9 protein-coding genes are annotated in these 12,276 nt (G+C 65.4%); all 9 read right to left on the bottom strand.

Annotated elements, in window-relative coordinates:
* Window positions 1–416: calcium-binding protein (locus tag ACIP0B_RS26275; RefSeq protein WP_400837619.1), on the bottom strand; the 416-nt coding region annotated here is incomplete at its 3' end.
* Between the two features lie 228 nt (window positions 417–644).
* Complete coding sequence (locus tag ACIP0B_RS26270; protein WP_400837612.1) at window positions 645–896, bottom strand: hypothetical protein; 252 nt, start codon at window positions 894–896, stop codon at window positions 645–647.
* Between the two features lie 38 nt (window positions 897–934).
* Window positions 935–4,528 carry a glycosyltransferase gene (locus ACIP0B_RS26265; RefSeq protein WP_400837609.1) on the bottom strand — a complete coding sequence of 1,198 codons (3,594 nt, stop codon included), beginning with the start codon at window positions 4,526–4,528 and terminating at the stop codon, window positions 935–937.
* Between the two features lie 111 nt (window positions 4,529–4,639).
* Window positions 4,640–6,211, bottom strand: a complete 1,572-nt coding sequence (locus ACIP0B_RS26260; protein WP_400837607.1) for a flagellar hook-associated protein 3 — start codon at window positions 6,209–6,211, stop codon at window positions 4,640–4,642.
* Between the two features lie 13 nt (window positions 6,212–6,224).
* On the bottom strand, window positions 6,225–8,270 hold the full coding sequence (flgK, locus tag ACIP0B_RS26255) for a flagellar hook-associated protein FlgK (protein ID WP_400837605.1): 2,046 nt from the start codon (window positions 8,268–8,270) through the stop codon (window positions 6,225–6,227).
* A gap of 24 nt (window positions 8,271–8,294) precedes the next feature.
* Window positions 8,295–9,572 (bottom strand): flagellar assembly peptidoglycan hydrolase FlgJ, encoded by a 1,278-nt coding sequence (gene flgJ, locus ACIP0B_RS26250; protein WP_400837603.1) that lies wholly within the window; start codon window positions 9,570–9,572, stop codon window positions 8,295–8,297.
* 11 nt (window positions 9,573–9,583) lie between these two features.
* Window positions 9,584–10,672, bottom strand: coding sequence for a flagellar basal body P-ring protein FlgI (locus ACIP0B_RS26245; RefSeq protein WP_085577892.1), 1,089 nt, complete (start codon window positions 10,670–10,672; stop codon window positions 9,584–9,586).
* A 27-nt stretch (window positions 10,673–10,699) separates the two neighbouring features.
* Entirely contained in the window at window positions 10,700–11,395 is a 696-nt protein-coding gene (gene flgH / locus ACIP0B_RS26240; RefSeq protein WP_400837600.1) for a flagellar basal body L-ring protein FlgH, read from the bottom strand.
* A gap of 52 nt (window positions 11,396–11,447) precedes the next feature.
* On the bottom strand, window positions 11,448–12,233 hold the full coding sequence (flgG, locus tag ACIP0B_RS26235) for a flagellar basal-body rod protein FlgG (protein ID WP_217893162.1): 786 nt from the start codon (window positions 12,231–12,233) through the stop codon (window positions 11,448–11,450).
* Window positions 12,234–12,276 lie beyond the last annotated feature (43 nt).

The raw sequence follows: 12,276 nt of genomic DNA, 5'->3' as shown, positions 1-12,276 counted from the left end.
CGCACTTCGTCATTGCCGCCGCCGGCCTGCTCGACGATGGTCGGTGTCATCCCGGTGTTGATGTAGTAGATGTCGTCGCCCGCACCGCCCTCCAGGCGGATCGCCGCGGCCGTGTGGTCCTGGCCCGAGATCAGGACGTCGTCGAACGCCGAGCCGATGACGTTCTCGATGCCGGTCAGGGTATCGCCTTCGGCATCGCCGCCCTTGCCCGCCGGGCCGGTGCCAAAACGCACCTCGACGGCGACCCCGGCCGACGAGCCCGAGTAGTCGACCGTGTCGACACCGGAGCCGCCATCGATCTTGTCGGCTCCCGCACTGCCCCTGATGACGTCATTGCCGCCCAGGGCATTGATCTCGTCGTCCCCGCTGGTGCCTGCCAGCGTATCCGCGCCGTTTGTTCCGTTGATGACTGCCATGTATTTCTTCCTTGCCTTGTTGATGAACCAGATTCCGTCTGAAGGGAGTGCCTCATGCACCCGCCCGTTGAAACGCTCGTCGATTGGCTTGACCCGGTCAATGCAAAACGAGCTGGAGGAAAAGCATCCCCCTGAAACCCAAACAAAAACAGGCGACATAAAGTCGCCTGTTTTCAACGCTGAAGGTCTCCAATCCGCACGGGCACTGGAGACACTGCATCGCCAAGATCAACCGAACAGCGTAAAGGCATCGCTGTTGGCCGGAAGGTTGACCACCAGGCCGTCGGCCCAGGCCGAATAGTCGACCGTGTTGACACCGCCGCCATTGATCTTGTGCGCGCCGGCGCGGCGATCTGGCCGTCCACGCCGACCAAGCGAATGAGGTGTTATCGACAGGAAAAGACCAAACCTTGAGCCAACGACTCCCCCGTAAGCCTTGAGATAGAGATGTTCTTCATGGGCACAAAAGAGGCGACCCACAGGTCGCCTCTTTTTGACAGCATGCCGTCTCGAACCGGTCAGTCCGCCAGCCAGCCGTTTTCCCAATAACGCAGGTTCTCGTCGCGCAGCACGTAGTCGCGCAGCACGACCTCGCGCAACTCGTCGCCCATGCGGTAGCTGGCGTCAGGGTCGGCCAGGTGCATGCGGATGGCTTGCAGCCATTCGTCGGTGGTGTTGGTCTTGACCCGGGTGCATGGCAGGTAACCGCGGTAGGCCTCGGTGTCGGTGCAGATCACCGGATAGCCGCAGGCGCCGTACTCCAGCAGACGCAGGTTGCTCTTGCAGTCGTTGAAGATGTGGAACTCCAGCGGCGCCAAGGCCAGGTCCAGGTTGAGGCTGGCCAGTTTCGCCGGGTACACGTCCAGCCCGATCACGCCGTGGAACTCGTGCATGTACGGCAGCAGGTCGTCCGGGCACATGCCGAAAAACACCCAGTCGACCTCGTTGGCCAGTTCGCGCACCACGTCGGCGATCACCGCCAGGTCGCCGTGGTGGCTGGTGCCGCCGCCCCAGCCGACCCGCGGCTTCTTCGAGGTGCGGCGCTGGCTGCGCAGGCCGGTCCACAGGTGCCGGGACAGCATGTTGGGCACGACGCGGATGTCGTGGTGCATGTCCGACAGGACGTTGGCCAAAGGCGCGGTGGACACGACCACGCGGTCGCAGTAGCCGATGGCACGGCGCACCAGTTGCTCCATTTCATCGCGCTTGGGCATGTTGCGGATGTGCGCATTGCGCTGAGGCACGTCGATGACGTTGTCGTCGAGCTCGAAGATCCTCCGCGCATTGGAGAATTGCTTCAGCGGCGGGATCTCATCGATGGCGTGTTTCGAGTAACGCCCTTGCAGCACGATCACGTCGGGGGATTGGCGTTCGATCTCAATGATCGACGGCAAGCCGTAGCAAATGCGCCCTTCGGCCCGGTTCGCCGCTTCCAGCTCGATCATCGGCTGGCTGATGCGGTAGTGGCCGATGGCGGACGCGTTGATCGGCACGGCCAGCACATTGGGCAGCAGTTTCCTGGAGAACGGCGTCCAGCCGGTGCGCAGGCCCGGCTCCAGGCTGAAACTGGTCGCTCCGACGCCTTGCAGCGCCAGGTTGACGTTGAAGGCCGGGTCGCGCGCGATGACCGGCAACCAGCGCTGGTAGAACGTTTCGTGCTCTTGCACGTGCAGTTGCTGCTCTTGCTCCGTCGCCTCCACGGTAGGACGCGCGCCCAACGCCAGCTTGGCGTAAGGGTTCCAGACCACCAGATAGCCGTCCTGACCGACCCGCAGGCACAGGTCCACGACGTTGAGCGTTTGGGTCAGTTCCTGCTCGTCCAGCCCTCCCGCTGCCTGGAACAGCGCCTTGCGAATCATCAGGCAATCGCCGCCGACGGCACTCAAATCGTGGGCCGTCTGCAGGCGGTACATGTAGCCGTCCGCCTGCATCGGCTGACCGTAGAACGGCAGCCCGACGGCCCCTTGCATGCCCAGCACCAGGCCGGCGTGCAGCACGCAGCCGTCCGGGTTGTAGATCTTGGCGCCGACCACGCCGACTTCCGGGCGCTGGGCGTGATTGAGCAGTTCGTCCAGCCAGTCCGCCTGGGTGATCACCGCAAAGGAGTTGAGCATCAGCACGTATTCGCCGCGGGCCTGGCCCACCGCGAAGTTGTAGGTGGCGGCCGGGTTGCCCTGCTGCGGGTAACGCAACACGCGCAGCCGGTCGCTGCCCAACTGCGCCATGCCGTCCAGCCACGCCAACGCCTCGGCGCTTTCGCTGCCGTTGTCGACCAACAGCAGTTCGTATTCGCTGTAGGCGGTCTTTTCCAGCAGCGTCTCGACGCAGCGCTGCAAGGCCGCCGTCTGGTCCTTGGTGACGATGACCACCGACACCAATGGGCGGCGGGCATGGCGATAGTCGATGCGGTTGAGCAGGTCGATGCTGCCGCGGCGCAGCTCATGGGCAACGCCCAGGCGTTGCAGGTGCGCTTCGAGCACCCGCGGGCTCTGTTCGACGACGCCCGGTTCGGCCAGCCATTTGGCCAGGTCGAAGACCGATTCCAGCATCACTTCGGCGATATGGCCGACCACGTGCGTGCCGCCGCTTTCGACCATGCGCCACAGCACATCGTGAGGCGCAAGCTCTGCGAACTCCGGCGCAAAGCCGCCCAGGTCCAGGAAGCGCTCGCGCTGGAACGCCAAGGCACGCCCGACGTAGGGGTAACTGCGCATGAGGTCGAGGTTGAAGTCCGGCTTGAACGCCGGCTCCGCCGACTCGCCGTTGCGCAGGCTGCCTTCGTCGCCGTACAGGCAGGTCAGCGACGGGTTGTGCACGATCCGCTCGGCCATGACCAACAGCGCCGGGGCCACCGGGCGGTCGCCTGCCCGCAGCAGGTAGAACCAGTCGGCCCCTTCCAGTTGCGGCAGCAGTGCATTGACCTGCTCCAGGCCGTCGCCCTGCAACGGCATGCGGAAGACCTGGCCGTCCAGCGCCGGCTCGGAACAGTCGGCGGACAGCACCAGGATCAGTTCCGGCGGATAGTCTTGGGCGGCCAGCGCCTCCAGCGTGCGCTCGACGCCGTCGCGGCTGCCTTCTGCGTCGATGACCACCGGCACGATCCGCGGCTTGTGCGACCAGCTGGCGAAGGTCTCCGGCAGTTGCCGGCGCTGCGCCTCGCTGAGCACGCGGCAGCCCAGCCATTGCGCGTAGAGCTCGGCAAAGCTCCAGCTGTCGATGCCGACGCACCATTCCTGACGGCTCTGCTTGGTGCCGAGCGTGCGGCTCAGGGGCAGCTCTTCCCAGGCGCGCGGCGACTCGTCGGCCTTGGCCAGCGGCACATAACGCACCCATCCCGGGGCCGGCGCCGATTCGCCGCTGCGGGCCTTGAGCATCTGCGTCATCCACTCGCGCTCGACCTCCACCGCATCCTTCATCGGCTGGCTGGCGCTCAGGCGCTCGGGGTACAGCCGCTCGGCGCTGAGCACGTTGTTGGAGATCGCCACGTTGCCGCGCCGCATCAGGCAGATGTACAGGGCGAAATCCAGGGACGCGGTGAAGCAGTGGCCTTCCTGGGTCAGCGCCGGCAACAGTTCCTCAAGATCGGTGCGCCGGAACAGGGCGTTGCTGAAGCCGCCCAGGACGTTCACCGGAAACTTCTCGAAGATCGCCAGCAGGTCGTCGCCCTTGAACAGGCCGCTGGCCGGCGACAGCGAGGTGTTTTCCAGGCGCGCCGGCAGGATGATGTCCTGCGCGTCCCACAGCAGCCGCTGGGCCAGCACCAGGCTCACTTCGTCGCGCACCAGCTCGTGGGCCTGCTGCTCGATGCAGGAGGCGTAGAGGTGATCGTCGTCGCACAGGAATTTGACGAACTCGCCCTGCGCCTCGGCCAGGCAGGCCTTGAGGTTGCCGATCATGCCCAGCGTGCGCGGGTTGCGCACGTAGCGCACCGCAACACCGGACTGCTCGCTCACCGAAGCGACGATCTCCTGGATCTCGCTGCCGCGGCTGTCGTCGCAGACGATGATTTCAAGAGAACCGTAGGTCTGGCTCACGGCGCTGTTCAACGTCCGCTCGAAGAAGCGCGGGTTGAAGGCGGGGATGACGAGGCTGACAAGGGGGAGTGGATTCACGGCGGACTCGCAAGCGGCGGGAACCCGCCCGGTACAGCGAGCCCTTCGAAACCGCAAAAGAAGACAAAGAAAGAACGGTGGGGAAACGGGCGCTCGCGCGCCCGCTCATCCTCAGATCCTGTCGAACAGGCTCAACTGGGAAATCTTGCTGAACGCCAGCTGGGCGGCCTGCAGCATGGTCTGCTGCAGGGTCAGGCGGGTCATTACCTCGGCCGGATCCGAATCGCGGATCGAGCTCTGGGTGGTGGCGTTCGCCGCGGTCAGGCTGTCGTTGGTGGTGGTCTGCTCTTCCAGCGCCTGCCCGCGGGCACCGATCGAGGTGACCGCAGAGCCGATCTGGTTCACGGCGCTGTCGATGTTGCCCAGCGCCGACTCCATGGTGCCCTGGAACTTCTGCTTGGCCACCGGATCGCCGTCGATCGGCGCCTTCAGCGCGGTGATCATCTGGCCCAGGGTGTCGAGCACGTTCTGGGTCTGGTGGTTGTTCGACTGGATCGAGAACTGGTCGCCGTTGGCCGGTGTGCCGCCGATGGCGAAGGTCACGCCGGCGGCGACGGCGTTGCCGCCGACCATGGTGCCCGACGAGATCGGCTTGCTGTCGGCCGTGATCGGCGCGGCATACAGGTCGAAGGCGGTGGCGCTGGTGAACTTGAGCACCGTGCTGCCGTTCGCCGGGAAGGTGTTGGTGTAGTCCGACTGGTTGGTGATGGTGGAGCCGGTGATCACCGCCGTCGACGGGTTGCCCGGGCTGCGCGCCGTGGTGAACGAGTCAGGGCTGGCCGACAGCTGGAAGCTGTGGCCGGCGATGACGGCGTCCGGGTTGGTGTCGCCGGGCTTGAGGTTGATGTTCAGCTTCATGTCCACGCCACGGAAGCTGACCGTCTGGTTGGCGCCGTTGCTGTTGCTGATCACGCCGTTCTGGCTGGCTTCGGCGGTCACGTCGTTGCCCAGGGCATCGGTGATCTTGATCTGGGTGCTGCTCAGGAAGCTGACGGTGTACGGCTGGCCGCCGTTGAACTTGGCGTTGTAGGTCGCGGCGGTGCCGACGGTGCCGTTGGACAGCACCACACGGCCGTCGTCCACGGCCGGGGCGGTCATGGCGGTCTGGGTGCGGCTGGTGTTGATGGTCTGCTGGAACGCGTCCCAGCCGGTGGTGTTGGTGCCCACCGTCAGGCCGTCGCCGATGCCCAGGTTGATCTGGGTCTGGTCGCCGTTGTAGGTGAAGGTGCCGTCGGCGTTCTGCGAGTACGGCGCGGTGTCGGTCTTGGAGCCGGAGAACAGGTAGTTGCCGTCGGCGTCCTTGGAGTTCATCAGGCCCAGCACCTGCTGCTGGATCTGGCCCAGTTCTTCGGCGTAGGCGCTGCGGTCGGCGTCGGTCTTGAAGCCGTTGTTGGCGGCCAGGCCCAGTTCCTTGGCGCGCGCCAACGCGGTGTTGATGGCGTCCAGGGTGGTTTCCTGCAGGTTCAGCGCGCTCTTGGTGCTGCTGATGTTGCCCTTGTACTGCTCCAGGATCGCGCTCTGCTGACCCAGGGCCAGCAGGCGGCCGGCGCCGACCGGATCGTCGGCGGCGGTGTTGATTTTGGTCAGGTTGCTGGCTTCGTTGCTGGTCGCCACGGCGTTGCTGTAGTTGCGCTGGTAGTTCGCAGCTTGCGTCTCGTAATACTGGGCGGTGGAAATGCGCATGGATTACGACTCCTTAAAGGCTGTTGATCAGCGTGCTGAAAGTTTCCTGCGCAGCCTTGATGATCTGCGAAGACGCGGTGTAGTACTGCTGGTACTTGACCAGGTTGGCGGCCTCTTCGTCCAGGACGACCCCGGACAGCGAGTCGCGGGCGCCCTTGGCCTGGTTCAGGATCACCGTGGTGGCGGCGCTGTCGGACTTGCCCTGGGCCGCCTGGGTGCCGACGTTGGTCACCAGCTTGTTGTAGGCGTCGGTCAGGCTGATGCCCTTGCTCGCCGAACCGGTGTCCACGGTCTGCTTGGTCTGCAGGCCGACCAGCGCCTGGGCGTTGCGGTTGTCCGAGGACGCCGCGCCGGTCAGGTTCATCGTGAAGGTCTCGCCGGCCTTCGGCGTGGCGCCCACGGTGGTCTGCACGGTGAAGGTCTTCTGCACCGGCGGCACGACGCTGTTGTCCATCACCGGCGCGCCGGTGGCGTCGACCATGCCCACGTTCAGGTTCAGGGTGTTGGCCTGGCCCGGAACGATGGTGCCGGTGCCGATGCTGTTGCCCTTGGCGTCGACCATGCTGTAGGACTGGCTGCCGCCGCTCACCGCGCCGAACACCAGCTTGACCGGCGTCGAGTACTTGAGCGCGGTCTGCATTTCCGCCTGGGCGGCCGGGTTGTAGATGTCGATGGTGCTGGTCAGCGTCGGCTGGGTGTAGGTGCCCGAGTTGTTGGCGCTGGCCACGCCGGTCAGCGGACCGGCCGCGGCGATTTTCTTCGGATCGGTCAGCACGGTCTGGATGCTGGCGGCCGCGTTGCGGGTCGGCGTCACCTTGAACGAGTCGCCGGCGCTCAGGGCACCGCCGTTGAGCGACAGGGTGAAGCCGTCGATCACCGGAGGCGGCGTGGTGGTGGTGCTGAACGTGCCCAGGTCGGTGCCGTCGGAGCGCTTGACGGTGTAGTCGGTGGCGCTGGTGAAGGTCACCTGGTAATCGCTGGTGGTCAGCTTGCCGGTGTCCTTGATGGTCACATCGAGGTTGCCGGAGCCGGCGCTGTTGCCGTCTTTGGCGATGCTGCGCTGGCTGATCAGCGCGGCGCTGTTGATGTTGTTGAAGATCGCTGCGCCGAAGTCACCGTTCTTGTCGATGCCCTGGGCCTGCTGGCGGTTCATCTGGTCGGCCACCACTAGCGCGACACGGCCCAGCTCGTTGAGCGACGGGTCGAGCACTTCTTTGCGGTAGGTGAGCAGGCCGCCGATTTCGCCGCCGCTGACCACCGAGGTAATGTCGATGGTGCTCGAGCCGCGGTCCATCTGCAGCGCCATGCGCGACGGGTCGTCCTTGCTCGGTACGGTGCTCAGGGTATTGATGGTGTTGCCGACGACCAGCGGCTGACCGCTGCCGACATAGACGTCGAGGCTGGTGCCGCGCTCGACGACCTGGGCGCCGACCAGCTCGGACAACTGGCGCACGGCCTCGTTGCGGCTGTCGAGCAGGTCGTTCGGCTGGCCGCCGCTGGTGGAGATCTCGCCGATCTTCTGGTTCAGCGTGGCGATCGAGGTCGCCAGCTTGTTCACCTGGGACGCCATGTCCGACAGGTTGCCGTTGATCGTGGTGTTCTGGTCGTTCAGTTGCTTGGCCAGCGCGTTGAAGCGGCTGGTCAGGGCCTGGGCGCCGGTCAGGACAGTCTGGCGGGACGTGTCGTCGGTGGGCGACGTCGCGACCGACTGCATCGACGAGAAGAACTTCTGCAGCACGCCCGTCAGGCCGGTGTTGGTTTCCGACAGCGAGGCATCCAGCGCGCTGGCCTGGACCTGGTAGGCAGCCGCTTCGCTGTTGAGCGAAGTGGCGGTGTGCAGCTGGGCCTCAAGGTAGGAGTTGTACACCCGGCGCACGTCGGCCAGGGTGGTGCCCGTGCCGATGAAGACGTTGCCGTACTGCTGCGAGGACTTGGTGCCCTGCACGGTTTGCTGGCGCGAATAACCGGCGGTGTCGACGTTGGCGATGTTATTGCCTGTCGTCGCCAGCGAGGCTTGGCTGGCGGACAGCCCCGACATCCCGATATTGAGCAAACTCATGATTTAAACCTTATTCCTTATGCCCTAGAGAGGCGTGGTGGAGGCACCCGCCGCAGCGTAGTTGGGGTAACTGCCCATCTGCCTGGCTATCTGCGAAATCTTGGTCGCGTAGTTCGGGTCGGTCGCGTAACCGGCCTTTTGCAACTCGCGTACAAACTGTTCTGGGTTATCGGCCGACTTCAGCACTTCTTGATAGCGATTGTTGCTCTGCAGCAACGTCACCAGATCGTGGAAGCTGTCCTTGTAGGAGGCGTAGGAACGGAACTCGGCCGTCTCCTTGACCATCTGGCCGTTGCGGAACTCGCTGGTGATCGCCCGGGCCGAATCGCCCTTCCAGTTGCCGCTGGCCTTGATGCCGAACAGGTTGTGGCTGCTGCTGCCGTCCTGGGCGCGCATGACCGATTTGCCCCAGCCGGTCTCCAGCGCGGCCTGGGCCACCAGGTAGCGCGGATCGACGCCGATGCGCGCGGCGGCCTCTTTGGCCATCGGCAGCATGGTATTGACGAATTCGTCGGCGTCGCTGAACGCGCGCTTCGCCGGCGCCAGCGGGATCTGCGCCATGGCGCGGCCGTAGATCTGCATCTGCCCGCCCGAGGCCTTGTCCGCCTCGGCCCGCGCCAGCCAGTCGCCGTTGTACAGCGGGCCTGCGCCGGTGTTGGCGGCCATGGCATTGGCGCTGGCGTTGACCGTGTTGCGTTGCGGCAACGTGGTGTTCGTGGCCGTCGAGGCGGACGGCACCAGGCCGGCGAGCAGGCGGTCGGCCAGCTTCGGCGGCAGGGCCAGACGGCGCCGGTTGATCATTTCCATGTCGTTGCGGTGGGAAAGCTCGACGTTCGGCGCACGCAGCGAACGCGATGCCCACAGCGGACGCTCGCCGTTGACCCGCGACAGCGGGCCGGTGGCGGCGGTGCCGGCGGCGACCGGCGTTTCCACCGCGGCCGCCTTGGCCGCCGCCTCGCCCGGCGCCACTGGCTTGTTCTTCGACATCTGCCGCATCAGCACGTCGGCCAGGCCGATGCCGCCGCCCTCGCGGGACAGCGACACCGCCAGCTGCTGGTCGTACATTTCCTGGTACTGCTTGGCTTCCGCCGTGTTCATCGGGTTGTCTTTCCCGAGGGCCTCGGTGGCCGAACGCATCGACTTGAGCATCTCGCCCAGGAACAGCGATTCGAACTCCTGCGCCACCTTGCGCATGTTCGCATCGCTGTTCTTGTCGCCGACCTTGAGCTGGTTCAGGCGATTGAGGTCCGAGTAGGCCCCCGAATCGCTGCTGCTGACCAGACCGCTCTTGCGCATATCCATGGTCGCCGTCCTCAGATCACGATCAGGTCGGCTTGCAGCGCGCCGGCCTGTTTCAATGCTTCAAGGATCGCCATCAGGTCGCCCGGCGCTGCGCCGACCTGGTTCACCGCACGCACGATCTCGTCGAGGGTGGTGCCCGGCCCGAACTTGAACATCGGCTTGGCTTCCTGCTCGGCGTTGACCCGCGAGCGCGGCACCACGGCGGTCTGGCCGTTGGACAGCGGGCCCGGCTGGCTGACGATCGGGTCTTCGGTGATGGTCACGGTCAGGCTGCCGTGGGTCACGGCGGCCGGCGCCACTTTCACGTTCTGGCCGATGACGATGGTGCCGGTGCGCGAGTTGATGATGACCTTCGCCACGGCCTGGCCCGGATCGATTTCCAGGTTCTCCAGGATCGACAGGTAGTCCACGCGCTGGCTCGGATCCAGCGGCGCGGTGACGCGGATCGAGCCGCCGTCGATGGCCTGGGCCACGCCCGGGCCGAGCATGTCGTTGATCTTGTCGACGATGCGCTTGGCGGTGGTGAAGTCGGAACGGTTGAGGTTCAGGGTCAGGCTGTTGCCCTGGTTGAAACCGCTCGGCACCGCGCGTTCCACCGAAGCGCCGCCGGGAATCCGGCCGGCCGACGGAACGTTGACGGTGATCTTGGAGCCGTCACGGCCTTCGGCGTCGAAGCCGCCGACCACCAGGTTGCCCTGGGCCACGGCATAGACGTTGCCGTCGATGCCCTTGAGCGGGGTCAGCAGCAGCGTGCCGCCGCGCAGGCTCTTGGAGTTGCCGATGGACGAGACGGTGATGTCGATCTGCTGACCCGGCTTGGCGAACGCCGGCAGGTCGGCGCTGACCGACACGGCCGCGACGTTCTTGAGCTGCACGTTGCCCGATCCCGGCGGCACCTTGATGCCGAACTGCGAGAGCATGTTGTTGAAGGTCTGCAGGGTGAACGGGGTCTGCGTGGTCTGGTCGCCGGTGCCGTTGAGCCCGACCACCAGGCCGTAGCCGATCAACTGGTTGGAACGCACGCCGGAGATGCTGGCGATGTCCTTCAGCCGTTCGGCGTGTGCGTTGAAGGCCGCCGACAACAACAGCGCGGCCATCATGAGGCGCTTGAAATTCAAAGTAGCCACCTAGAAAGGGAACAGCGGGCTGAGGAAGAAACGGTCGAACCAACCTGGCTGGCTCGCATCGGCGAACGAACCGGTGCCCGAATAGGTGATGCGCGCATCGGCGACCCGGGTCGAGGACACGGTGTTGTCGGTGGCGATGTCATCGGCACGCACCAGGCCTGCGATCCGCACCAGCTCGTCGCCGGTGTTGAGGGTCATCCACTTCTCGCCGCGCACGGCGATGATGCCGTTGGGCAGCACGTCGGCCACGGTCACGGTGATCGAGCCGGTCAGGGTGTTGCCCTGGGCCGCCTTGCTGTCGCCCTTGGTCGCGCGGTCGCCGCTGTAGCCGACGTCCAGGCTCAGGTCATTGCCGCCCAACGGGTTGTTGGTGGTGCCGCTGCCGCCGAACAGCGAGGTCAGGCCGATGCCGGTCTTGCTGTTCTTGGCCACCTGGGAGTTGGCGTTCTTGCTGGCCTGGGTCTTCTCGTTCAGGGTGATGGTGATGATGTCACCGACCCGGAACGCCTTGCGGTCGCTGTACAGGTTCTGCTCGAAGCCGGCCTGATAGATCGAGCCGTTGTTGGCCGCCGACGGCAGCGGCGTGCGCGGCAGCACCGGGGCGTAATAAGGGTCATTGGGCTTGGGCGTCGGCGCGACGCAGCCCGCGAGCGAGACCACCCCACTCAATGCCAGAACGGATACAAAGCGATTCATGACCCTACCTCACGGTGTTGCCGGCGGCCTCATGGCCGCCGTTCGGACTTGATTACAGATTCTGCGTTACGAACGAGAGCATCTGGTCGGCGGTGGAGATCACCTTGGAGTTCATCTCGTACGCGCGCTGGGTGGTGATCATGTTGACCATCTCTTCCACGGTGCTGACGTTGGAGGTTTCCAGCATGTTCTGCTCGGTGGTGCCGAAGCCGTTCAGGCCCGGGGTGCCGACCTGCGGCGCGCCGGAAGCGGCGGTCTCCAGGAACAGGTTGCTGCCGATGGCCTGCAGGCCGGCCGGGTTGATGAAGTCGGCGGTCTGCAGGTTGCCGATCACCTGGGAGGCCGGGTTGCCGGCGACGGTGATCGATACGGTGCCGTCCTTGCCCACGGTGAAGGTCTGGGCGTTGTTCGGGATGACGATCGCCGGCTCCAGGGCGAAACCGTTGGCGTTGACGATCTGGCCGTTGGAGTCCAGGTGGAACGTACCGTCACGGGTGTAGGAGGTGGTGCCGTCCGGCTGCAGGATCTGGAAGAAACCGCGGCCGTCGATGGCCATGTCCAGCGGCTGCTCGGTGGTCTGCAGGCTGCCGGGGGTGAAGTTCTTCTGGGTGCCGACGATGCGCACGCCGGTGCCCACTTGCAGGCCCGACGGCAGTTCGCTGTCCTGGGTCGACTGGGCGCCTGGCTGACGCTTGATCTGGTACAGCAGGTCCTGGAACTCGGCGCGGTCGCGCTTGAAGCCCGTGGTCGACACGTTGGCCAAGTTGTTGGAAATGGTGGTCAGGTTGGTGTCCTGGGCGGACAGACCGGTTTTGGCAACCCATAGAGCCGGAAGCATTCGATTCTCCTCGTGCGCCTGTTTTACGGCGCGACGTTCTGAT

It is taken from the genome of Pseudomonas sp. NPDC089534 (genome assembly GCF_044749305.1).
GTDB lineage: Bacteria > Pseudomonadota > Gammaproteobacteria > Pseudomonadales > Pseudomonadaceae > Aquipseudomonas > Aquipseudomonas ekonensis.
The sequence above is the reverse complement of the archived record's forward strand: the minus strand, read 5'-3'. Positions and strand labels throughout refer to the sequence as shown.

Excerpts from the sequence above, each read along its gene's own strand:
- flgH (WP_400837600.1), bottom strand. The coding sequence starts at position 11,395 with ATGAATCGCTTTGTATCCGTTCTGGCATTGAGTGGGGTGGTCTCGCTC.
- flgG (WP_217893162.1), bottom strand. The coding sequence starts at position 12,233 with ATGCTTCCGGCTCTATGGGTTGCCAAAACCGGTCTGTCCGCCCAGGAC.
- ACIP0B_RS26260 (WP_400837607.1), bottom strand. The coding sequence starts at position 6,211 with ATGCGCATTTCCACCGCCCAGTATTACGAGACGCAAGCTGCGAACTAC.
- flgK (WP_400837605.1), bottom strand. The coding sequence starts at position 8,270 with ATGAGTTTGCTCAATATCGGGATGTCGGGGCTGTCCGCCAGCCAAGCC.
- ACIP0B_RS26245 (WP_085577892.1), bottom strand. The coding sequence starts at position 10,672 with ATGATGGCCGCGCTGTTGTTGTCGGCGGCCTTCAACGCACACGCCGAA.
- flgJ (WP_400837603.1), bottom strand. The coding sequence starts at position 9,572 with ATGGATATGCGCAAGAGCGGTCTGGTCAGCAGCAGCGATTCGGGGGCC.